Origin of the sequence: Myxococcus hansupus (assembly GCF_000280925.3) — a bacterium.
In the GTDB taxonomy this organism is placed as follows: domain Bacteria; phylum Myxococcota; class Myxococcia; order Myxococcales; family Myxococcaceae; genus Myxococcus; species Myxococcus hansupus.
In genome coordinates this window covers 4,324,013-4,346,954 of record NZ_CP012109.1, presented here as the reverse complement: position 1 = coordinate 4,346,954, position 22,942 = coordinate 4,324,013, and the positions used below count along the sequence as shown (strand labels likewise).

General features: G+C 68.7%; 19 protein-coding genes. 15 read left to right on the top strand and 4 right to left on the bottom strand.

What is annotated here, in order from left to right:
• Positions 1 to 14: 14 nt before the first annotated feature.
• The 4 genes from A176_RS16455 to A176_RS16440 all read left to right on the top strand — a co-directional run bounded on the left by A176_RS16455 (position 15) and on the right by A176_RS16440 (position 2,681).
• Positions 15 to 797: a hypothetical protein gene (locus tag A176_RS16455; RefSeq protein WP_002640574.1), complete on the top strand. Its 783-nt coding sequence runs from the start codon at positions 15 to 17 to the stop codon at positions 795 to 797.
• 73 nt (positions 798 to 870) lie between these two features.
• A complete protein-coding gene (locus tag A176_RS16450; RefSeq protein WP_002640575.1) occupies positions 871 to 1,254 on the top strand; it encodes an integration host factor subunit beta in 384 nt (127 codons plus the stop codon).
• A 134-nt stretch (positions 1,255 to 1,388) separates the two neighbouring features.
• Positions 1,389 to 2,291 carry an SPOR domain-containing protein gene (locus tag A176_RS16445; protein ID WP_044890488.1) on the top strand — a complete coding sequence of 301 codons (903 nt, stop codon included), beginning with the start codon at positions 1,389 to 1,391 and terminating at the stop codon, positions 2,289 to 2,291.
• A gap of 27 nt (positions 2,292 to 2,318) precedes the next feature.
• A complete protein-coding gene (locus tag A176_RS16440) occupies positions 2,319 to 2,681 on the top strand; it encodes a cupin domain-containing protein (protein WP_002640577.1) in 363 nt (120 codons plus the stop codon).
• A 24-nt stretch (positions 2,682 to 2,705) separates the two neighbouring features.
• On the opposite strand, the gene A176_RS16435 is transcribed toward A176_RS16440, so the two are convergent.
• Positions 2,706 to 3,302, bottom strand: a complete 597-nt coding sequence (locus A176_RS16435; RefSeq protein ID WP_002640578.1) for a hypothetical protein — start codon at positions 3,300 to 3,302, stop codon at positions 2,706 to 2,708.
• Positions 3,303 to 3,396: 94 nt separating this feature from the next.
• Here A176_RS16435 and A176_RS16430 point away from each other — a divergent pair, with 94 nt between their 5' ends.
• The 9 genes from A176_RS16430 (at position 3,397) to A176_RS16390 (ending at position 12,995) form a co-directional block, all read left to right on the top strand.
• Complete coding sequence (locus A176_RS16430; RefSeq protein WP_002640579.1) at positions 3,397 to 3,576, top strand: ribbon-helix-helix domain-containing protein; 180 nt, start codon at positions 3,397 to 3,399, stop codon at positions 3,574 to 3,576.
• 23 nt (positions 3,577 to 3,599) lie between these two features.
• Positions 3,600 to 4,559 (top strand): UDP-glucuronic acid decarboxylase family protein, encoded by a 960-nt coding sequence (locus A176_RS16425; RefSeq protein WP_044890487.1) that lies wholly within the window; start codon positions 3,600 to 3,602, stop codon positions 4,557 to 4,559.
• Between the two features lie 48 nt (positions 4,560 to 4,607).
• Positions 4,608 to 5,552, top strand: coding sequence for an NAD-dependent epimerase/dehydratase family protein (locus tag A176_RS16420; protein ID WP_002640581.1), 945 nt, complete (start codon positions 4,608 to 4,610; stop codon positions 5,550 to 5,552).
• Between the two features lie 270 nt (positions 5,553 to 5,822).
• Complete coding sequence (lepA, locus tag A176_RS16415) at positions 5,823 to 7,634, top strand: translation elongation factor 4 (RefSeq protein WP_002640583.1); 1,812 nt, start codon at positions 5,823 to 5,825, stop codon at positions 7,632 to 7,634.
• Positions 7,635 to 7,637: 3 nt separating this feature from the next.
• On the top strand, positions 7,638 to 8,894 hold the full coding sequence (gene lepB / locus A176_RS16410; protein ID WP_002640584.1) for a signal peptidase I: 1,257 nt from the start codon (positions 7,638 to 7,640) through the stop codon (positions 8,892 to 8,894).
• Positions 8,895 to 8,979: 85 nt separating this feature from the next.
• A complete protein-coding gene (locus A176_RS16405) occupies positions 8,980 to 9,873 on the top strand; it encodes an aspartate carbamoyltransferase catalytic subunit (RefSeq protein WP_002640585.1) in 894 nt (297 codons plus the stop codon).
• Complete coding sequence (locus A176_RS16400; protein ID WP_002640586.1) at positions 9,870 to 11,183, top strand: dihydroorotase; 1,314 nt, start codon at positions 9,870 to 9,872, stop codon at positions 11,181 to 11,183. Before A176_RS16405 ends, A176_RS16400 begins: the two co-directional genes overlap by 4 nt.
• On the top strand, positions 11,183 to 12,307 hold the full coding sequence (gene carA, locus A176_RS16395; protein ID WP_044890433.1) for a glutamine-hydrolyzing carbamoyl-phosphate synthase small subunit: 1,125 nt from the start codon (positions 11,183 to 11,185) through the stop codon (positions 12,305 to 12,307). The genes A176_RS16400 and carA overlap by 1 nt, the downstream gene beginning before the upstream one ends.
• A gap of 16 nt (positions 12,308 to 12,323) precedes the next feature.
• On the top strand, positions 12,324 to 12,995 hold the full coding sequence (locus tag A176_RS16390) for a DUF7986 domain-containing protein (protein ID WP_002640588.1): 672 nt from the start codon (positions 12,324 to 12,326) through the stop codon (positions 12,993 to 12,995).
• Between the two features lie 50 nt (positions 12,996 to 13,045).
• Here A176_RS16390 and pyk read toward each other — a convergent pair whose 3' ends face one another.
• Positions 13,046 to 14,446: a pyruvate kinase gene (gene pyk / locus A176_RS16385; RefSeq protein WP_002640589.1), complete on the bottom strand. Its 1,401-nt coding sequence runs from the start codon at positions 14,444 to 14,446 to the stop codon at positions 13,046 to 13,048.
• Positions 14,447 to 14,736: 290 nt separating this feature from the next.
• On the opposite strand from pyk, the gene A176_RS16380 reads away from it, so the two are divergent.
• Positions 14,737 to 19,692: a hypothetical protein gene (locus tag A176_RS16380; RefSeq protein ID WP_021781387.1), complete on the top strand. Its 4,956-nt coding sequence runs from the start codon at positions 14,737 to 14,739 to the stop codon at positions 19,690 to 19,692.
• A 77-nt stretch (positions 19,693 to 19,769) separates the two neighbouring features.
• On the opposite strand, the gene A176_RS16375 is transcribed toward A176_RS16380, so the two are convergent.
• Both A176_RS16375 and A176_RS16370 read right to left on the bottom strand, forming a co-directional pair.
• Positions 19,770 to 20,516 carry a bifunctional nuclease family protein gene (locus A176_RS16375; RefSeq protein WP_193409867.1) on the bottom strand — a complete coding sequence of 249 codons (747 nt, stop codon included), beginning with the start codon at positions 20,514 to 20,516 and terminating at the stop codon, positions 19,770 to 19,772.
• A gap of 130 nt (positions 20,517 to 20,646) precedes the next feature.
• Entirely contained in the window at positions 20,647 to 21,021 is a 375-nt protein-coding gene (locus tag A176_RS16370) for a hypothetical protein (RefSeq protein ID WP_002640593.1), read from the bottom strand.
• A gap of 80 nt (positions 21,022 to 21,101) precedes the next feature.
• On the opposite strand from A176_RS16370, the gene A176_RS16365 reads away from it, so the two are divergent.
• Positions 21,102 to 22,925, top strand: a complete 1,824-nt coding sequence (locus tag A176_RS16365; protein ID WP_193409847.1) for an AMP-dependent synthetase/ligase — start codon at positions 21,102 to 21,104, stop codon at positions 22,923 to 22,925.
• The last annotated feature ends 17 nt before the right edge of the window (positions 22,926 to 22,942 follow it).

Sequence of the window (22,942 nt, the reverse complement as noted above, 5' to 3'; positions counted from 1 at the left end):
TGAGGAGACATCACATGGGGCAGCGCTTCGTGAGCGGTGTGCTCGCGGCCGTCGTCATGGCCGTGGCGTCAGGGTGCAAGGAGCGCTCGGACAAGCCCGTCGCGGGCTTGCTCGCGGCCGGGGCGCCCGTGCTGCGCGCGGAGGGCAAGGAGTGGCGGCCCATCGCCGTGGGCTCTCAGTTGCTCGGCCATGACGAGCTGAAGGCCACCGGGCCCGCCGTGCTGGAGTTCTTCGGCGGCGGCCTGCGCTTCCTGAAGAAGGGTGACTCCCTGGAGGTGGGGGACGCGGACGAGGCGAAGCTCCACGGCGTCAACCTGCCGTCCCGCCAGATCGTGGAGGGCAAGCTCCGGGAGGCGCCCCGGCCGCTGCGCATCATCGCCGCGCGCTACACGCAGGTGCAGGTGACGCCCGCGAGCGCCCAGCAGGACGACCCCTACAACCCCAGCGGGTACTTCGCCGCCTTCTTCACGCCCAATGGCCTGTCGTCCAAGAAGGCGTCGGATGCGGCGGCGACGGACGGACCCCGCAAGCCGCTGCCGCCGCCTCCTCACCGGCCTCGCGTGCCGCACATCCACGCCGGCTCGCTGGGCGAGGAAGGCGTGGTGGCCACGGTGGAGGACGGCTACATCGTGGCGGAGACCGACGACCTGGCCACCGCCGTGCTGCTGGAGGGCGGCGACATCCCGCTGGGCCGCACCGTGCGGCTGGTGGTGCCGTCCGGCGCGGAGGTGCTGCTGCGCACCCCGGATGGCCGGAAGGTGGAAGTCGAAGGCCCGGCCGACGTCCGGCTTCGCTGAGCGAAGGGGAGGGCGGTTTGTCCTGCGGGGCCCCGCTTCGATAGAGTCCCCGGTCGCCCAGCGGGAGGTGTGCATGACGCGCAGTGAGCTCATCGAGCGCATCGTGGAGCGTGCACCGCACGTTCCTCGGCGTGAGGTGGAAGCCATCGTCCATGCGGTCTTCGACGAGATGTCCCGTGCATTGGTGGCCGGCAAGCGCATCGAGCTGCGTGGCTTCGGCGTCTTCGCCGTGCGCACGCGCCGAGCCCGCACCGGCCGCAATCCGAAGACGGGGGAGCGCGTCCTGGTACCCACGCGCCGGACCCTGTCGTTCTCCGCGGGAAAGGAGCTGCGCGAGCGGCTCAACGCCCCACCTGCCACGGCGGAAAGCCTCGGTGTGGCGCCACCCCCTGATGGGGCACTGCCCGCGCATCCCCTCGCCGCGACACCCGCGTTCATCATCCCCGCGACGGGTTGACGGCGGCGCCCCGAGGCGGACCGCGAATTTGACCGACCCTGGGGTGGGGCGTACTTTGCCCTCCATGCCGTCGCTACAGGCCGCAACACGGATTCGTGTGGCCCGCGGCGCTCGTGCCCAAGGACTTTCAAGCCATGCGTGATGCTCACCGGATGAAAGAGAAGTTCGACGTCTCTCTGGACAACCGGCAGATCGTCAGCCTGCTCATCGCCAGCATCGTCGTGATGGGCGCTGTCTTCGTGCTCGGCGTCGTCGTGGGCAAGAAGCTCGCGGGCAATGCGGACGCCGTCGCCGCGCCGGACCTGCTCTCCGCGCTGGATGCCAACGCGCAGGCGCTCCAGAACGCGCAGCACGACCAGGCGCTGATCTTCCCGGATGAGCTGACGCGCAAGGCCTCGACCGAGGTGCCTCCGCCGCCGAAGCCCGCCGTGGCCAAGGCCCCGCCGCCGGCGGAGAAGCCCGCCGCGCCGAAGCCGCCCGAGCCGGCGAAGCCCACTGAGTCCAAGCCCTCGTCCGCCCAGCGGACGGCGCTGGCGCCCACGCCGGACCCGGACACGGGCGAGTTGCCGCCGGAGGAGCCGAAGGCGGCCGCCGTTCCGGAGAAGGTCGTCGTCGCCGAGGCGCCCACGGCGCCGCCCACCGCCGTCGCCCAGGCGGTGCCGGTGTCGGGCAAGGTGGAGGCCGCCGCGGTTCCCACGCGCACCACCACCACGGAGGGCGGCGGCTTGAAGGAGGCCATTGCCCGCGCCACCCAGCAGCCGTCGCAGCCCGCCTCGCCGCCGGCGCAGGCGGTGAAGGGTGGGGCCTTCACGCTCCAGCTCTCGGCGTTCCAGGACAAGCAGGAAGCCGACCGCTTCGCGGCCAAGTTGCGTGACCGGGGCTATGCCCCCTATATCCTGGCGGCGGAAGTGTCCGGAAAGGGCACGTGGTACCGCGTCCGCATGGGAAGCTTCGCGTCCCGGGATGCGGCCACCCGGTATCTGTCAGACTTCAAGCGTGAGACTTCGCTCGACGCTTTCGTGGCCGGCACGAACTAGAGCGGACCGAGGAAGACGGGAAGCGCCATGACGACGACGAGGCGGGTCGAGAAGCCCTGGGGATACGAACTCATCTGGGCTCACACGGACCGCTACGTGGGGAAGTTGCTGCACGTGAAGCAGGGCCACAAGCTCAGCCTTCAGTTCCACAACCAGAAGGACGAGACGATCCACGTCCAGAGCGGCAAGCTGCTCTTCGTCGTCGACGAAGGCCAGGGGCTCATCGAGAAGGAGATGAACCCCGGTGAGAGCTACCACATCAAGCCGCTCACCAAGCACCGCATGGTGGCGCTGACCGACTGCGACATCCTCGAGGTCAGCACGCCGGAACTGGATGACGTGGTCCGGCTCGAGGACGCCTACGGGCGCACGGGCACCAGCAACCCGTAGCCTCCGTCCACCGCCACGGCCCGCCTACTCGCGGGCCGTGTTGTTCGGGTTGCGGGTCCACTTGTCGACGGTGCCGTCACCGTCCAGGTCCTCGCCGATGCGGTCCACCTGGCCGTTCTCCCAGTACTCCCAGTAGTCGATGCGGCCGGTGCCGCGGGTGTCGCGCTCCTTGCGCACCAGCTTGCCGGCCTCGTAGTAGGTGAAGCTGTCCGGGCGCCCGTCACCGTTGGTGTCGCGCTCGCGCCGCGTGTTGACGCCCTTCTCGTAGAAGTAGGTCGCGTCCACCCGGCCGTCGAAGTCCAGGTCCAGCGACTCGCGCACCTTGTCGCCGTTGGCGTCGAAGTAGCGCGTCAGGTCCACGCGGCCGTCCCAGTTCAGGTCCAGCTCCTGGCGCACCTTGCGGCCGTCCACCGTGTACGTCCACACGTCCGGCCGGCCGTCGCCGTTGGCGTCCTGCTCCGTGACCTCTTCGTTGCCGCCGCGCTCCGGGCGGATGGCGTCCCCGGGCGCCCGGCCCTTGCCGGCCTGTCCGTCCCGCTCCGCCGACCGGCCCGAGGCGCAGCCCGTCAACGCGCCCGTGGCAATAAAGCCCAGGAAAATCAACTGCTTGAAGCGTGGCATCGAGAACTCCCAGCGTCCGGGGGCCGGCTGGCGACGGGGTCCGCACGAGATGCTTTCGCGCGACACGTCATTCCATATATTTTCACATATCGCCATGGCCCGAAAGAAAGTCAGCACCACCATCTACATCACCCCGGAGCAGAACGAGCTCCTCAAGGCGCTGAACCAGAAGACGAAGGTGCCCGTGGCCGAGTACATCCGCCAGGGCATCGACTTGGTCCTGGAGAAATACAAAGCGCAGTTGCCGGGGCAGTCCACGTTCGACGAGCTGTGAGAGAGAGGCGTGACGTGAAGAGCATGCGTGGCAAGCGGGTAGCGGTCCTGGGCGGCGCCGGCTTCGTCGGGTCGCACCTGTGTGAGCGGCTTCTGGATGACGGCGCGGCGGTGGTCATCGCCGTGGACAACCTCATCACGGGGAACGAAGAGAACCTGTGCACCCTCAACGGGCGCCCGGGCTTTTCGTTCGTGAAGGCGGACATCACCGAGGGCATCCCGGTGGAAGGGCCGCTGGACTACGTGTTCAACATGGCCTCGCCGGCCTCGCCCATCGACTATGCGCAGCTCCCGCTGGAGACGCTGCGCGTGGGCTCCATTGGCACGGAGAACGGGCTGAAGCTGGCGGAGGCGAACCAGGCGGTGTTCCTGATGGCCTCCACGTCGGAGGTGTACGGGGACCCGTTGGTGCATCCGCAGCGCGAGGACTACTGGGGCAACGTGAATCCCATCGGTCCCCGGTCCGTGTACGACGAGGCCAAGCGCTACTCGGAGGCCATCACCGCGGCCTATGGGCGCACCAAGGGCGTGCAGGTCCGCATCGTGCGCATCTTCAACACCTATGGCCCGCGCATGCGCCTCAATGACGGCCGCGTGGTTCCGGCCTTCGTGGGCCAGGCCCTCAAGGGCGAGGACTTTACCGTCTTCGGGGACGGCAGCCAGACGCGCTCGTTCTGTTACGTGAAGGACCTGGTGGACGGCCTGGTGCGGCTGATGCTGTCGGACGAGTCCAGCCCGGTGAACATCGGCAACCCCCGGGAGATGACCATCCGTCAGTTCGCGGAGGCCGTGCGCGCGGCGGCGGGCGGGGGTGGCACCATCATCGAGAAGCCGCTGCCCAAGGATGATCCGAAGCAGCGTCAGCCGGACATCACCCGCGCCAAGACGCTGCTGGGCTGGGAGCCCAAGGTGCCCCTGGAGGAAGGTCTCCGGGAGACCATTGCGTGGTTCCGCGAGGTTGCCGGTCCAGGGACCCCGGCATAGGTTGCCGCTCGGGATATTTTTCAGGATGGCCTGCAGGCGGGAGGTTGCGTGAAGGTCCTGGTGACAGGTGGCGCGGGCTTCATTGGCTCGCATGTGTGTGACGAGTTCCTCCGGGGTGGCCATGAGGTCATCGCGTTGGATGACCTGTCCGGCGGCAAGCGGGAGAATCTGGACCCGCGCGTGCGTCTGGCGGTGCATGACATCCGCAGCCGCGAGGCGTCGGAGCTCATCAAGTCGGAGAAGCCCGACGTGCTCTGCCACCTGGCGGCGCAGATGGACGTGCGCCGCAGCGTGGACGACCCCAGCTTCGACGCGGACGTGAACATCCGCGGCATGCTGAACCTGCTGGAGGCCGCCCGCGTCTCCGGGGTGAAGAAGGTCATCTTCAGCTCCACGGGCGGCGCCATCTACGGCGAGCAGGACGTGTTCCCCGCGCCGGAGAACCACCCGACGCGGCCCATCTCCCCGTACGGCGTCTCCAAGGCGGCCGGCGAGCTGTACCTGGGCTACTACCGGGCGCAGTACGGGCTGCCCTACGTCGCGCTCCGTTACGCGAACGTGTACGGCCCCCGGCAGAACCCGCACGGCGAGGCCGGCGTGGTGGCCATCTTCAGCCAGCGGCTCATCGCCGGTCAGGGCTGCACCATCTACGGCGAGGGCAAGCAGACGCGTGACTTCGTCTTCGGCCCGGACGTGGCCCGCGCCAACCGGCTCGCCTTCGAGAAGGACTACGTGGGCGCCATCAACATCGGCACCGGCGTGGAGACGGACATCAACCGCCTCTACGCGCTGCTGGCCGAGGCGGCGGGCTCCACCGTCCCCGTCACCCACGCCCCCGGCAAGCCGGGTGAGCAGATGCGTTCGTGCGTGGACAACGCGCTGGCCAAGAAGGTGCTCGGCTGGGAGCCCAGCGCGGACGTCCGCGAGGGCCTGCGCCGCACCATCGAGTACTTCCGTCAGAAGGCCGCGGAGCCCGCTCGCATCCACGGCTGAGCGGTGCCCCAACCCCCGTTCCCCATGGGAGCGGGGGAGGGCGGCGGTTCCCCAGGCGCCCAGACGCTGATGGCCACCTTGGCCGCGGTCCGGGCGTGCTGGGAGGGGCCCCAGGGTCTGGCCTCGGGGCATTCCGGGGCCGGAGGGGGCTGATGACTGGGGAACAAACAAGCTCCCCTGGTGGGTTGCTCATCGGGCGAACGCGTCCGCGTAGATTTTCGCGCGATTCCTTGTTACGCACGCCCGCTTCTTCCGACGAGCGCCCTGATCATGCCGGCTGAAAACGCGCACATTCGCAACTTCTGCATCATCGCCCATATCGACCATGGAAAGTCGACGCTGGCGGATCGTCTCCTCGACAAGACGGGGACGCTGACCAAGCGTGAGGCGCAAGCCCAGTTCCTCGACAACATGGACATCGAGCGCGAACGGGGCATCACCATCAAAGCCCAGTCCGTGCGGATGAACTACACCGCGAAGGACGGCAACCAGTACGTCCTCAACCTCATCGACACGCCGGGACACGTCGACTTCGCCTACGAGGTCAGCCGCAGCCTGGCCGCGTGTGAAGGGTCGCTCCTGGTGGTGGATGCGTCGCAGGGCGTGGAGGCCCAGACGCTCTCCAACGTCTACATGGCGCTGGACCACAACCTGGAAATCATCCCGGTCATCAACAAGATCGACCTGCCGAGCGCGGACGTGGAGCGCACCCGGTCGGAGATTGAAGACGTCATCGGCATCGATGCGTCGGTCGCCGTGCCGTGCTCCGCCAAGGAGGGCATCGGCATCCACGAGATTCTGGAGTCCGTCGTCAAGAACGTGCCGCCTCCGAGCGGCTCGGCGGACGCGCCGCTCAAGGCCCTCATCTTCGACTCCTGGTACGACAACTACCGGGGCGTGGTGACGCTGGTGCGCGTGCTGGAAGGCACGCTCAAGCTGCGGCAGAAGATCAAGCTGTTCAGCAACAACAAGGTCTTCGAGGTCCAGGAGCTGGGCGTGTTCAGCCCGTTCTCCCGCCCGGTGCAGCAGCTCATCGCCGGCGAGGTGGGCGTGCTCGTGGCCAACGTGAAGGAGCTGCAGGACGCCAAGGTCGGTGACACCGTCACCGAGGAGGCGCGTCCCACGGCCGAGCCCTTCCCGGGCTTCAAGGAAGTCAAGCCGATGGTGTTCTCCGGCATCTTCCCGGTGGACTCCGCGGACTACGAGAACCTGCGCGACGCGCTGGCGAAGCTGGTGCTCAACGACTCGGCGTTCACCTACGAGCCGGAGTCGTCCACGGCGCTGGGCTTCGGCTTCCGCTGCGGCTACCTGGGCCTGCTGCACATGGAGATCGTTCAGGAGCGCCTGGAGCGCGAGTACAACCTGAACCTCATCACCACCGCGCCCAGCGTGGTGTACCGCATCACCACCAGCAAGGGAGAGACGCTGCTGGTGGACAACCCGGCCAAGCTGCCGCCGGTGCAGCACATCGAGAAGTTCGAGGAGCCCATCCTCACCTGCCACATCCACGTCCCCAACGACCACCTGGGCGCCATCCTCAAGCTGTGCCAGGAGCGCCGCGGCGTCCAGAAGGACATGAAGTACCTGGGCAGCAGTGGCCAGCGCGTGCAGGTGACGTACGAGATGCCGCTGGCCGAGGTCGTCTTCGACTTCTTCGACAAGCTCAAGAGCGTGTCGCGCGGCTACGCCAGCCTCGACTACGAGCTGGCCGGCTACATCGAGTCGGACCTGGCCCGTCTGGACATCCTCATCAACGGGGACCCGGTGGACGCGCTGAGCGTCATCGTGCACCGCGAGCGCGCGTACCTGCGCGGCCGCGAGGTGTGCCAGAAGCTGAAGGAGGTCATCCCGAAGCAGATGTACGAGGTGGCCATCCAGGCGGCGATCGGCGCGAAGATCATCTCGCGTGAGACCATCTCCGCCATGCGCAAGAACGTGCTCGCCAAGTGCTACGGTGGTGACATCAGCCGCAAGCGCAAGCTCCTGGAGAAGCAGAAGGAGGGCAAGAAGCGCATGAAGCAGGTCGGAACGGTGGAGATTCCGCAGGAAGCCTTCCTCGCGGTCCTCAAGTCGGAGCAGTAGCCCATGAACGCCGCCATGCCCTCCGCCACGCCTCCCGCGAAGCTGTCCGAGGCCATGGCGGCCCGCCGCACCCCGGAGATGCTCCGCGCCCACCGCGCCCTGGTGTGGCGCGAGCGGCTCACCAGTCTCTGGGCCCCGCTGTGCATCATCGGCCTGCTGTACGTGCCCTACACGGTGCTCATCGAGTACTCGCGCGCCTCCGCGGCGTGGGCCCAGCCGGTGATGAAGGGCCTGGGCCTGCTGATGGTCCTCTACTTCGTGGGCCTGCTGGTGTGGCGCAACGTCTCCCCCAGGGAGAAGGCGCTGCGCGGCGTGCGGCACGAAGCGGCGGAGCTGCTCGCGGAGAACGAGCGCATCCTCGGCAAGCCGGGCGTGCACGGGAAGGTGCCGGGCGAGGTCCAGGAGCGCATCGCGGAGCAGGCGCTGCGCGTGGAGCAGGCCTCGGCGGAAGGCGACGCGGAGCGGCTGCGCACCGAGGTGAAGGCCCTGGACGGCCTCACGGCGCAGCACCTGGGCGCGTTCCGGAAGCAGAGCGCGGCGGACTTCCTGGGCGGGTTCGGCAAGGCGCTGCTCGTCGCGCTGGTCATCCGCACCTTCATCGTGGAGCCGTACCGGATTCCCTCGGGCTCCATGCTGCCCACGCTGGAGATTGGCGATCAGGTCTTCGTCAACAAGTTCATCTACGGCGTGCGCCTGCCGTTCCTCAACGTGGTGCCCTTCGTCATCGTCCGGCCACCGGAGCGTGGAGACGTCATCGTCTTCAACAACCCGGTGAACGAGTCGGTGGACTACATCAAGCGCGTGGTGGGCGTGCCCGGCGACGTCGTGGAGTTCATCAACGGCGTGGTCCACATCAACGGCCAGCCGCAGGCGCGGCAGCTCGTCTCCGGCGACTTCACGGTCCACAACATCACGGAGGACGGGCGTTGGTACGACCAGCAGGAGGCCCTCTTCGAGGAGGACCTGTCGGGCGTGACGCACGCCGCGCTGCAGACGCTGTCACGCATGCCGCGCCGCGAGGGCCCCTACGAGGTCCCCCCGGGGCACGTGTTCGCCGTGGGTGACAATCGCGACAACAGCGCGGACAGCCGCCACGGCCTGGGCGTCACGGGCTACGGCAAGGCGGAGTACGTCCCGTACGGGCACATCAAGGGCAAGGCGATGGTGGTGTGGCTGTCGCTGGGCTACCACGGCCTGCTGCACAACCTGTTCGGTGGCACGGGCCTGCGCGTGGACAGGTTCTTCGAACCGGTCCGTTGAAGCACTCCCGCGAAGCAGGCGAGCCGGCACGCCGCGCACGACGCTTGACGTGCCGCACGCACCGGGGTACGCGGCGCCCCCGGCCATGAGACACCTGCTTGGAATCGAAGGCTGGCGCCGGGACGAGCTGGAGTCACTGCTCGACCGGGCGAAGGCGCACCTCCCTGGCGGAGCGGACACCACCCACGTGCTGCGTGGCAAAGTGGTGGCGAACCTCTTCTTCGAGGACTCCACCCGCACCCGCACGTCGTTCCACATGGCGGCGAAGGGGCTGGGGGCCAGTGTACTGAACTGGACCCATACCGGCTCCTCCGTGTCCAAGGGGGAGACGCTGCTCGACACCGCCCGGAACATCGAGGCGACGGGCCCCGCAGCCATCGTGATGAGGCACCGCTCGTCGGGGGCCCCGCACCTGGTGGCGAAGCACGTGAAGTGCGCCGTCATCAACGCGGGCGACGGCACCCATGAGCATCCTTCCCAGGCGCTGCTGGACGCCTTCACGCTGCGGCAGCGCTGGGGCGCGCTGGACGGGCGCACGGTGCTCATCGTGGGCGATGTGCGCCACAGCCGCGTGGCCCGCTCCAACCTGCTGTGCCTCAGGGCGCTGGGCGCGCGGGTGGTGCTGTGTGGGCCGCCCACGCTGATTCCTCCAGGCCTGGAGGACATGGGCGCGGAGGTGACGCACAACCTGGACGCGGCGCTGCCTCAGGCGGACGCGGTGATGTGCCTGCGCATCCAGTTGGAGCGGCAGGAGCAGTCCTTCGTGCCCTCCACGCGTGAATATGCACGGCTGTTCGGCCTCAACGCCGCCCGCGAGGAGCGGATGAAGGCGGACGCGGTGGTGATGCACCCCGGGCCCATCAACCGGGGCGTGGAGCTGGCGCCGGCGGTGGCGGACGGGCCCCGCAGCGTCATCCTGGAGCAGGTGTCCAACGGCGTCGCCGTGCGGCGGGCCATCCTGGAGGTGTGTGCGGCATGAGCTCCACGGTGCTCTTCAGACGGGGCCGCGTCATCGACCCTCGCAACGGCGTGGACGGCGTCCGCGACGTGCTGGTGCGTGACGGCAAGGTGGTGGAGGTGTCGGAGGCGCTGCTGCCGGTGCCCTCCAGCGCCGAGGTGGTGGACGCGGCCGGCAAGTGGGTGCTGCCGGGCTTCATCGACCTGCACGTCCACCTGCGCGAGCCGGGCGAGGAGGGGAAGGAGACGGTCCTTACCGGTTGCCGCGCGGCGGTGGCGGGCGGCTTCACCGCGGTGGTGGCCATGCCCAACACCAAGGTGGTCAACGACAACGCCATGGTGACGGAGCTGGTGCTCAACCGCGCCCGCGCCGCGGCGCTGTGCCACGTCTACCCCGCGGGGGCCATCACCAAGGGCCTCAAGGGCGAGGAGCTGGCGGAGATGGGCGAGCTGGTGTCCGCCGGCTGCGTGGCCATCACCGACGACGGCCGCCCGGTGATGAACGCGTCGCTGATGCGGCGCACGCTCCAGTACGCCACCATGTTCGACGTGCCCGTCATGGTCCACGAGGAGGACCTGACGCTGTCCGCGGGCGGCGCCATGCACGAGGGCGCCGTGTCCACGCGGCTGGGCCTGCGCGGCATCCCGGCCTCCGCCGAGGTGGCCATGGTGGCGCGCGACCTGGTGCTCCTGGAGGAGACGAAGGGCCGCCTGCACGTGGCCCACGTGTCCTGCGAGGGCAGCGTGCGGCTCATCCGGGAGGCCAAGCAACGCGGCCTGCGCGTCACCTGCGAGGTGGCGCCGCACCACTTCATCCTCGATGACCGCGCGGTGGGCGACTACGACACCCACGCGAAGATGGCGCCGCCGCTGCGCGCCGACAGCGACGTGCTGGCCCTGCGGGAAGCGCTGGTGGATGGCACGGTGGACGCCATCGCCACGGACCACGCGCCGCACGGGGTGCTCGACAAGCTGGTGGAGTTCGAGAAGGGCATCAACGGCATCGTGGGGTTGGAGACGGCGCTGGGGCTGACGTTGGAGCTGGTGCACGCCGGCGTGCTCACCGCGAACCGCGCGGTGGAGCTGCTGACGCACGGGCCCGCGAAGGCGTTCGGCCTGCCGGGCGGTCACCTGGCGCCTGGGGCGCCAGCGGACGTCACGGTGGTGGACCCGGACGTGGAGTGGACGGTGGATGCCCACCAGTTCCTCTCCCGCAGCCGGAATACGCCGTTCCATGGCCGCAAGCAGAAGGGGCGCGTTATCCAGACGTGGGTTTCGGGCCTCAAGGTGTTCGACAAGGGCCAGGTCGGCCAGAGCAAGGAGTCGCGGTGATGACGAAGCGGGCAGTGCTCGCCCTGGCGGATGGCACCCTCTTCGAGGGCCGTGCCTTTGGCGCGGTCGGCGAAACGGTGGGTGAGGTCGTGTTCAACACGTCCCTGTACGGCTACCAGGAGGTCCTCACGGACCCCTCGTACGTGGGACAGATTGTCACCATGTCGTACCCGGAGATGGGCAACGTCGGCGCCAATCCCGAGGACGAAGAGGGTTCCCGGGTGCACGCGGTGGGCATGGTGGTGCGGGCCCTCAGCGAGCAGCCGTCCAACTGGCGCGCGAAGGAGTCGCTGGACGCGTACCTCAAGCGCAGCGGCGTGGCCGGCATCGAGGGCATCGACACCCGGCGGCTGGTGCGTCACCTGCGCGAGCACGGCGCGCAGATGGGCGTCATCTCCAGCGAGGGGCTCTCCCCCACGGCGCTGGTGGAGCGCGCCCGCACGGCGCGTGGCATGGAGGGCCTGGACCTGGCCACGGGCGTGTCCACGAAGGAGGCCTACACCTTCACCCAGCCCTCACCGGACGTCTTCACGGGCGTGGGCGAGGTGCAGGCGCCCGTCGAGCCTCGCTTCGACGTGGTGGCCTATGACTACGGCCTGAAGAAGTCGATGCTCCACTTCCTGGTGGACGTGGGCTGCCGCGTGACGGTGGTTCCGGCCACCACCACGGCGGAAGAGGTGCTGGCGCGCAAGCCGCACGGCGTCTTCCTGGCCAACGGCCCCGGTGACCCGGCGGCGGTGAAGGGCGCGGACCGCACGGTGGCGGCGCTCCTGGGCAAGGTGCCGGTGTTCGGCATCTGCCTGGGGCACCAGATCATGGCGCTGGCCCTGGGCGGCCGGACGTACAAGATGAAGTTTGGCCACCGGGGCGGAAATCAGCCCGTCAAGGACCTCACCACGGGCAAGGTGGAGATCACCGCGCAGAACCACGGCTTCGCGGTGGATGACGCCAGCCTCAAGGGCCTGGCCGTCGTGACGCACATCAACCTCAATGATGGCACGGTGGAGGGGCTGGCGGTTCCGGACGCCCGGGCCTTCAGTGTTCAGTACCACCCCGAGGCCTCGCCGGGCCCCCACGACGCACGCTATCTCTTCGGCCGGTTCGCGAAGCTGATGGCGGGGTAGGATGGCGCCACCGACTATGACCTCGTCGCTGTCACCGCTCTCCTATCAGCCGTATCTGGACCAGCTCATCGCCTTTGGCAGCGTCGAGTCGCGCAAGGAGGACCTCCTCCAAGCCAAGGCGGAGTACTTCCGCCTGACGGGCGAGGTCTTCGAGGACGACAAGCTCTTCGAGCTGCGGATGGCGTCCTTCCTGGACTACTACCTCTATGACCGCGTCTCGCCGCTGACGGGCAAGACGCCGGCCACGGAGTTCTACGAGCAGCGCATGGCCGGCTCGCCGCCCGAGGAGGCCAACGCGATCCGCTGCTTCACCGAGACGGTCCACGGCCTCTTCGAGGTCCGGAAGATTGGCAAGGGCGAGGTCCGCCTGCGCGAGCTCTACTCCGGCAAGGACTTCGACGTGACGGAGCGCCGCCACGTCGCGGGCCTGGAGACGGGTGACATCATCGAGGCGCGGCTCATCCCGTTCGGCGGGCACCTGCTGTTCTCCGCGGCGTTCTGCTACCACCCCCGCGTGGCCGTGAAGGCCATCAAGGCGGAGGTGAAGCGCCGCAAGAAGAAGGAGCCGGACCGCACGCCCAACGAGCTGGTGTGGGAGTGCGCCCGCCGCTCGCTCAACGTGGAGCGCTACCGCCAGCTCCCCGTCGAGAAGCTCTACGACTTCGAGCAGAAGGTGCTCGGCGGCTGAGTACCGCGGCGGGCCCCCGGTGACTTCTTCCGGGGGCCACGCGGGCTCGCTCAGACGCGGTGGATGCTCATCAGGTTGGTGTTGCCCGGCACGTTGAGCGGCACGCCGGCCACCACCACCACGGGCGTGCCCGGCTTGCAGATCTTCTCCTGCCGGCACAGCTCGCGGACCTGCTTGAGCATGGCGTCCGTGGTGGACACGCGCGCCACCTGCATGCCCGTCACGCCCCAGTAGAGCGCCATGCGGTTCACCGTGGACTCGCTCGGGGTGAGGGCGACGATGCGGGCGCGGGGGCGGAACTCGGAGATGAGGCGCGCGGTGTGGCCGCCCTCCGTGTACGCGACGATGGTGCCAATGCCCAACTGCGTGGCCGCCGCCACGGCCGCCGCGGCCACGCCGGTGCCCAGGTCCTCGGAGCGCTCGAAGGGGGAGGGGTGCGGGTGCTTCACCACGCCGCGCTCCGTCTCCTCCACGATGCACGCCATGGTGGACGCCGCCTCGATGGGGTACTTGCCCGCGGCCGTCTCGCCCGACAGCATGACGGCGTCCGCGCCGTCGAGGATGGCGTTGGCCACGTCGCTGACCTCGGCGCGGGTGGGCCGGGCGTTGTTCACCATGCTCTCCAGCATCTCCGTGGCGACGATGACGAGCCCGCCCTGGGCATTCACCGCGTTCACCATGTGCTTCTGGATGGCGGGCAGCCGCTCCAGGGGCATCTCCACGCCCAGGTCGCCGCGCGCCACCATGATGCCGTCGGCGACGGCGGCGATCTCCTCCACGCGGTCCACGGCCTGCGGCTTCTCAATCTTCGCGATGAGCGGCGTCTTCAGCTTCGCCACGTGCGCCCGCGCCTTCTTGATGTCCTCCGGCGTGCGGACGAAGGACAGCGCCACGTAGTCCACGCCCACCTCCTGGCCAAAGGCCAGGTCCGCCGCGTCCTTGCGCGTGATGGTCGGCACCGACATGGGCGAGCCGGGCAGGTTGAGGCCCTTGTGGTTCTTCAGGATGCCCCCCACCTCCACGCGGCAGGACACGTCCGGCCCGTGCACGCGCAAGACGCGCAGCCGCACCCGGCCGTCGTCCAGGAGGATTTCGTGGCCCTTCGCCACGTCCTTCACCAGCGTCTTGATGGGGGTGGGGATGATCGCCTCCGTCCCCACGACGTTCCGCGTCGTCACCGTGACGAGCTGCCCGGGCTTCACCAGGAGCTGGCCGCCCTCGAACTTGCCCAGGCGGATTTTGGGCCCCTGGATGTCCTGGAGGATGGCCACCGGTGTGCCCAGGCGCTTCGCCACCTTGCGGATGGTTTCCACCCGGCGGCGGTGCTCCTCGTGCGTGCCGTGCGAGAAGTTCAGCCGCGCCATGTTCATGCCCGCGCGGATGAGCCCCTCGATGACCTCGGGCGTGTCCGAAGCGGGGCCCAGGGTGCAGATGATTTTCGCCTTGCGCATAGGGCCGCGCATCCTAGGCGGCGGGGTGCCCGGCTTGACAGCTTCGCGCCCACGGGACTAACTCTTCGCTCTACGCAGGGCCCGGCTTCGGGCCACGCGGAGCCTTTGCGCTCTCGTAGGCTGAGAGAGAAAGCCCGGCATCCTGGGAGGGGGGCCGGGCTTTCTTGCGTCCAGCGCTCGCCGCACGGCCGAACGCGACACGCCAAGAAAAGTGCTGCCCGCACGGAATCAAGATGGGCAATTTGTAAATTTTTCATCATTCTGCCCGTGCTATGAGACTTCACGGACAGTTGATTGGGTCGGACGCAGGTATTCCCGCGTCCTACAAGGTGCTGTTGGGGCAGGTCGTGGGTGCGCCCCTCTTCACCGCTGAGTTCACGAGCCCCGAGGGCGCGTTCTTCTTCCAGAAGATCACCTCTTCCAAGCTCCCTTTCCCCATCTCGGTCTTCGTCCTCCGCGAGGGGGAGCTCGTCGCGACGCGCGCGTTCGACAGCAAGGCCGGGCTGGACGCGTTGTTGCTGGCGGAGAGCAAGCCCGCGGAGGAGGACCGGCGGCTCGGCATCGCGGTGCCCGACCGCGTCGTCCTCAAGAAGGCCGAAGCGTCGCAGCAGTCCTCCGCGAGCCGGTCCTCCGCGGTGCTCGTGTCCACGGAGGCGTCGCGGGAAGGGGCCAGCACCTCGACGTCCGCGTCGACGACCACCAGCCAGAGCCGGGCGGACGCGCAGGCCTTGGAGCCGGTGAAGTTCGTCCCACTCCGAGGCACGGTGGCCAGTTTGGAGGGCTCCGTCGCGGGCTTCGTGCTGGCGATCTCCTGCCCGGACACCATCGACGGGGATGGGCAGTCCACGCCCATCCACCAGGAGGTTCTGCTGGGGCCGGATGGGAACTTCCAGGTGAACCTGGTGGACGCTGGCCGCTTCGCCAACAGCCCGCTCACGTTCGTCGTGCGCACGCCCAACGGGTTGCCCACACGGCTCCTCGAGCCGACGCACCTCACGCTGAGCCAGGCGCTCCGGGTGGCCCAGGTGTTCATCAAGGTGGAGCCTTTCTCTCCGCGTGTCCTCTCGCCCGGAGCGAGCGCGCCCGTGGCCACCCGCATCCTCAAGGGACGTCTGGTGGACCCGTCGGGCAAGGCGATGAAGCGGCAGCAGGTGCTCTTCTATGGCCTGCGCGATGACGGGACGGCCGCGGAGCCGGTGGCGGTCCCCCTGGCCTCGGTCTCCACCCACAGCAGCGGCAACTTCTCCGTGGTGGTGCCCAACGAGGTATTTGTCGGCGCCCACGCGGTCGTCTCCTCGCGTCCCGCGCAGCCCATCTCCATCCCGCTCGACGCGGGTGGTTTCTTCCCCGCCTTCACCTTGCTGGTGTCCGAGACAGGGAGCCCCGGGCAGGGGACTGGCGCGGAGGAGGACGACTGCGCCTGCCATGACCCGACGCCCCGGCTGCCGGGGACGGACGAGCTCGTCGCCAGTGAGTCCAGCTACTCGCAGGACATTGGCGGCGCCTGCGTGAACTTCACCGTCCCCAACCGGACGCTGGAGGAGTTCAGCCAATACGCCATCGTCCGCACCACCGATCCGCGCGGCACGCTCGTTCCCGTGGGCGAGGCCTCGCCCGAGGAGTGGAGCGGCGACACGTCCGACTTGGAGGGCTACGCCAGGCACCTGCACCGCACCCTGCGTCAGACGCTGGGGAGCAAGAACCCCCTGCGCTGGGACGACGAGGCCACGGACTTCGAAATCTACCAGGCCGTCTCGCTGGCCCATGGCCACGTGCTGCACTTCAAGCAGACCTTCAAGGCGGACGGGTACTCGATGGGAGACCTGCTGTACTCCCTGCCGCTGGCGCCGGGGCAGAAGAAGCAACTGGTCATCCACGACTGGAACCGGGACGAGGGCGCGTCGCGCGAGGACGCCACGGTGGTGGAGGAGTCGCTGCAGCACACCCTCTCCAGGGACCGGGACATCGACGAAATCCTCATGGGCACCGTCCAGGAGTCCATGAAGGGAGGCAGCTCCGCCAAGACGCGCGGCTCGGCCTTTGGACTGGGACTGGCGGGCAGTGGCAGCAAGAACGGCGTGGCCCTGGGACTCTCCACGGGCTTCAGCATCTCGGGCGGGTCGGCCTCGTCCTCGGCGTGGCAGGACAACACCCGGGACATGACGTCCAGCCTGCACAACCGGCTGCGGGACGCCACCATGCAGGCCACCTCCGCGGTCCGGAGCCAGCGGGCCACCGTCGTCACCAGCGCGCGACAGGGCGAGTCGCTGTCGGTGCAGACGGAGGTGGTGGCCAACCACAACCACTGCCACGCGCTCACCATCCAGTACTTCGAAATCCTCCGGCACTTCGTCATCGAGCAGGCGCTGGTGGACGTCCAGGAGTGCCTCTTCGTCCCGCTGATGATGAGCCGCTTCACGGACGCGAAGGTCCTCCGCTGGCGTGAGTGCCTGTCCGAGCACCTGCTGTACGCGGCGGACACGCTCAAGGGGCAGGAGCTGCGCAAGGGCTTCGACGCGCTGGACCGTATCGCCGCCGCGTACGAAGGCACCGACTTCCCCCACCGGGTGGCGCCTTCGGGGGCGGTGACGTTCCTGCCGTTCAGCGAGGAGGGCATCGAGGAGTTCTCGGGCGAGCTCCAACTGCGGCTGACCCTGACCCGTCCCGCGGACAAGACGGACGGGACGATTGACGCCGCCACCTGGGCCACGCTGAGCCACGTGTTCCGGGGCCTGGACATCCTCGGCATCGGCCACCAGTTCAAGGCGCTCTCGCCCGAGCATCGCGAGCGCGCCTTCCAGGAGCAGCACGGCCCGGTGCTCGCGCGCAACTTCGTCGAGCAGCTCCGCTTCGAGGCCATCCTCGCGGATGGGACGACCGTGCGGGACCTTCGCCTGGATTGCACCCTGCTCACGGACTACGCCCCGGGCCGGACCTTGACGGTGTCCGTGCGGTCCACGCACACGCAGGACCTGCGGGCGTTGCGCGCCGGAGTGGGGGCGCAGGCCTTCACGGGCACGCCCACGGACCTCCGGCGCGGTCAGATTCTCGGGCTGCGGCTGACGAGCCCCAGCGTGAGCCAGTCCGGCAGCTTCGCCATCGTGGACCGGGGCACGCTGCGCTACCGCACGCGGCACTTCAGCGGGACGCTGGTGAATGACCGGGCCATCCGCAACGACATTGGCGCCGCGGACCAGGTGTTCCTCCCCACGCCCCTGAGCCCCGAGGAGCAGCGCAACCCGTGGCAGGAGGACCAGCGGCTGGCCCAGCAGCTCCGGGACCACCTCAACCTGGAGAACCTGGAGCACTACCACCACGTCATCTGGTGCCACGGCATCACCGCGCACCGGCGGTACATGATGCTGGACCGCATCCACCTGGCGCAGGACGACTTCAACGCCGTCTACGCGCGGCGCGGGGTGATGGGACGCTCCCTGGCCTCGCTGGTGGAGAACCGGCTGCTGGGCGTGGCGGGCAACTGCCTGATCCTCCCTGTGGCGCGCGGCTTCAACCTGGACCCCACCTACGAGCTGGGGACGGCGGCCCAGAGTGGGAGCGGCGCCATCGCCCATGCCTCGCTGCTGGAGCACTATCAGACGGAGTCCGAGCGCGAGGGCGGGGAGGGCTCCGTCTTCCGGCTGAGCGTCCCGACGCCGGGCGTCTTCGCGGAGGCCGTGCGCGGCGCGTGCAACGCCTGCGAGCGCATCGACGACACGCGCTTCTGGCGGTGGGAGCAGTCTCCGTTGGGTGAGCCCACCGCCATCAACCCGGTGAGCGCGGACAGCCGCTACCAGGCGCCGCAGAGCACCACGCCCACGGCGCTGCCTCAGTCCCTGGTCAGCATCCAGAACGCGCCGGCCGCGCCGGACCCCACGGGCGTGGGCGCGCTGCTGACGGCGCTCGGGCAGGCCAGCCCCTTCGCCAACCTGACGGGCCTGGACGCGAACCAGAAGAACGCCCTGGCGGCGTTGACGACCAACGCGGAGTCGGCGCGCGCGTTCGGCGAGATGGCGACGAAGCTGGCGCTGGCGGCGCAGAGCACCCGGAACTCCGCCAACCTGAACGAGCAGATCGACAAGGCCTTCCCGTCCAACCGGAGCCCGGAGAAGAACCAGCAGTGGAAGGAGCGGGTCCTGGCCGCCCAGCTTGGAGGGGACGTGCAGCCCTCGCGCTCGGGGGCGTCACCGTTGGATCAGGTGGACCTCCGGCAGACCATCGACGCGGTCCGCCGGGCGCCGGGCATGGAGGTGGACGTGGGCCCCTCCAACGTGGCGGTCCGCAATCGCGCCCGGTCCTCGAGCAGCGCCACTTCGGTGGGGGACACGTCCTCGGAGGAGCAACCCCCGCTGAGGAATCTGCGCCCCATCCCGGGCTACGAGGAACTCAAGAGGACCATCCCTCGGGTCATGGAGGTCATCGAAAACTCGCCCGTGTTCGTCTCGCGGGTGATCGATCCCTTCCGCATCATCTCGGAGCCGCGGGACTTCGTCCCGCTTGTGATTGAGGTCCGGGAGACCGCGCCGGATGGCATCGATGGGGCCTCCGACATCGAGGTGCTGGATACGACGGACCCCCGGACGCCGGGTGGGACGTGGAAGCTCCTCCGGTTCCTCGACCGCGAAGAGTTGCCCGGCTTCGACATCAACCAGCACCTGCGGATTCGCGTCATTCTGGCCCTCCGTGGGATGGCGACCCACCACCCGGGGGGCATCGCGCTCATCCTGTCCCATGAGTGGGCCCTCCACGCGTTGGGGTGGCGTGAGACCATCCTGAACGCGCGCAACAGCCGGGTGCCCTGGACGCTCGACCGGCTTCGCCGCTTCCACATCAACGATGTGGTGCAGCAAAGGCATCACTTCCAGATCAGACCCGGAACGAATCGGAACTACGAGGAGGTCAACGATGACCTGGAGCGGGTTCTTCAGCAGCGGCGCCACGAGCTGATGCACAAGATTCCTCACCGCACGCCTTCTTCCGGAGCGCCCCTGCGTCCTGAAGACCTGATGCTCCCCCTTCCGGAGCGGGCGACGGCGGTGGTGAACTCACGCCTCTACATCCTCAACCTCGAGCACGAGCTGTACTCGTCGTACCAGCTCTTCGTGAACGAGCGAGAGGCGGAGAAGACCTTCAGGTACATGCCGAACCACCCGATCAGCCGCTTCCCCGAGTCCATTCCCCCCTGGACGGGGGATTACTACGTGCCCACCGAGTTGGAGCGCTGGATCCTCCGTACCGAATTGCCATGAAACGCAATGAGTCCGCAGGGAGGTCCAGTCTCCCTGCGGACTCAAGGTGAGCCGCGTCGCCGCCGTGGGCCTTGGGACTAGAGCTCAATCTCCTTGCCCGTGCCCAGCGGCGGCGTCTTGGGCATCGGGTGGCCCGGCGGCAGGCCCTTCAGGTCCATGTCGATGGGAGGCTCGTTCGGGGCGCCGGGCGAGGGGAAGCCGGGCGTCATGTCCAGGGGCCCGCTGCCACCCACGCCGGGGCCTTCCTTCTGCAGCCCCTCGATCTCCTCGCGGGTGATGCCCGCCAGCGTCAGCACCTTGCGGGTCACGCGGATGCGGGCGTGGCTGGTGAGGGCCATGGCGATGGAGTCCGACGGCCGGGCCTCCAGCGTCATCTTCTTCTGGCCCTGCTCCAGGAAGACGCGGCCCGAGTAGACGTTGTCGCGGAGGTCGTCGATGCGGACCTCGGTGACCTTGCCGCCGAGCCGGTTCACCACGTCATCCAGCAGGTCCTGGGCGAGTGGCTGAGGCGGCTGGCGCTCCGCGAGCCGGAAGGCGATGGAGATGGCCGAGGCCTCGTCCACGAACACCGGGAGGACGATGCCCTTGTCCTTGGTGGCCAGCACCACGGCGTGAGCCTGGGCCTCCTCCAGCGGGACGACGTCCTGCACCTCGAGCTCCACGAGCTCGGAGCAGGCCTTGGGGTCCTCTTCGCCTTCGGTGACGCAGGGCTGTTGCCCCGGGGCGCCGCCGAGGGCCGCGAGGGCCTCCGGGGCGGTGAAGGCGGGGAACAACAGCAGCCCTCCGAGCGCCAGAAGCACGGCCGAGAGAGGTGCGACGAACAAAGTGGCTCGGTTGGGCGTTTTCACGCCTTTAAGCTACGCACCCGGCCATCTGCCGGGAGGGTTGCACTCCAGGCCCGGTTACCCCCACCCACAGTGGACGCTCCCCGGGCCGAGGGGCAAGCGGACAGGCTCAGCGACGGTCGTCGTCGTCCTCGTCCTCGTCGTAGTCCTCTTCGTCGTCGACGTCCTCGTCCTCATCCTCGTCGAGGTCGTCGTCCTCGGACTCATCCTCGTCGTCGTCCTCGTCGTCGTCGTCGAGCACGTCTTCCAGGTCCTCGGACTCGAGTGTCATCGACACAGCGAAGCGCTTGTCCAGCGCGGCGATCTGCGCGCGCATCTCCGTGAGGGCGGCCACGAAATCTTCCGTGAGGTTGGCGGGCGCCTTGGCGTCGCAATGCGGGCAGACGATTTTCTCAGTCCCCTCGATGAGGTCCTGAGCGTCCAGCTCGAAGCTCGCCTCGCACTTCTGGCAGGTGAAGTCGATGCTCATGGTCGGGCGCGGCATACAAAGCACTCCAACCATATGTCAACGTCCGAGACGTGGGGACATTGGTGGGAGGCCTTGCATCCGCTAGCGTTCCGGGCATGGACCTTCCCAAGACGGTGGTGCATGCGCTCCATGACCGGGCCACGCAGCAGGAGCATCGGCCAGCGCTGTGGACGCGCCGTGGGGGCGCCTATGCGCCCACCTCGTGGTTCGAATACGCGCAGCGGGTGAAGCGCTTCGCCCTGGGCCTCCACGCGCTGGGGGTGGGCGCGGGTCAGCCGGTGGGCATCCTGAGCTTCAACCGCGAGGAGTGGCACGTCGCCGACCTGGCGGCCATCGCCCTGGGTGGGGTCCCTGTCGGTCTCTACACCACCAGCTCGCCGGAGCAGCTCGAGTACATCCTGGGGCACTGCGAGGCCACGGTGCTGGTGGTGGAGAACGAGAAGCACCTGCGCACCGGCCTGGCCCTGCGCGAGCGGCTGCCCAAGCTGCGCCACCTCATCGTCATGGACGCCCCCACGACGCTCCCCCAGGGCGTGCTGCGCTACGCGGACGTGCTGGCCCAGGGCGCGGGGGCGGACGAGAAGCCCTATTGGGACAGCGTCAACACGCTGAAGCCCGAGGCCATGGGCACCCTCATCTACACCTCGGGCACCACCGGCCACCCCAAGGGGGTGATGCTCAGCCACCACAACCTGGTGTGGACGGCGAAACAGCTCACGGACTCGGTGACCTTCGGCGGGCCGGAGTCGTCCTCGCTGGTGTCGTATCTGCCCCTGTCGCACATCGCGGAGCAGATCATCTCGCTCCACAGCCCCTTGCTGAACGGGGTCCAGGTGTACTTCGCGACGTCGGTGGACGCGATGCCGCAGAGCCTGCGGGAGGTGCGCCCCTCGTTCTTCTTCGGCGTGCCCCGCGTGTGGGAGAAGTTCAAGGCGAAGGCGGAGGACGGGCTCAACGCGCAGCCGCCCACGAAGCGCAAGGTGGTGGCTTGGGCGCGCCGTGTGGCCTCGGAGCGCAACGCGCGGGTGATGCGCCAGCAGAGCGTGCCCATGCTGATGGAGGCCCAGTACCGCCTGGCCCGCCGGCTCATCTTCGGTCCGCTCAAGGAGCGCATCGGCATGGACCGGGTGACCTTCTTCGCCACCGCGGCGGCGCCCATTGGCCGGGACGTGCTCGACTTCTTCGCCTCCATCGACATCGTCATCCACGAGGTGTGGGGCATGACGGAGGTGACGGGCCCCGGCACGGTGAACACGGAGGCCTACACGCGGCTGGGCTCCGTGGGCCGGGCGATGATGGGCGTGGAGCTGCGCATCGCGGACGACGGCGAGCTGCTCGTGCGGGGCGGCAACGTCTGCATGGGCTACTACAAGAACCCGGAGGCCACCGCGGAGCTGCTCGCGGACGGGTGGCTGCACTCCGGGGACGTGGGGCAGCTCGACGCGGAAGGCTTCGTGCAGATCACCGGCCGCAAGAAGGACATCATCGTCACGTCGGGCGGAAAGAAGACGTCGCCCTCCAACATCGAGGAGCTGCTGAAGGCCCTGCCGGGCGTGGGGCAGGCGGTGGTGCTGGGCGAGCGCCGCAACTACCTGGTGGCGCTGCTCACGCTGGACGCGGAGAAGGCCAAGGCCCTGGCCAAGACGCAGGGCTGGCCGGAGGATGTGGCGCTGCTCGCGGAGGATGCGCGCGTGCGCCAGTTCCTCCAGGAACGCGTGGAGCGTGATGTGAATCCGAAGCTGTCCCGCTTCGAGACCATCAAGCGCTTCGCCCTGCTGCCCAAGGACTTCTCCGTGGAGGGCGGGGAGCTGACGCCGAAGCTGAGCGTGCGCCGCAACGTGGTGGCGGAGAAGTACGCGCGCGTCATCGAGGGCCTCTACGACGAGTCGCAGCCGGGCACCTCCTCTCGGACGGGCTGAGCGCCGCCGAGGGAAAA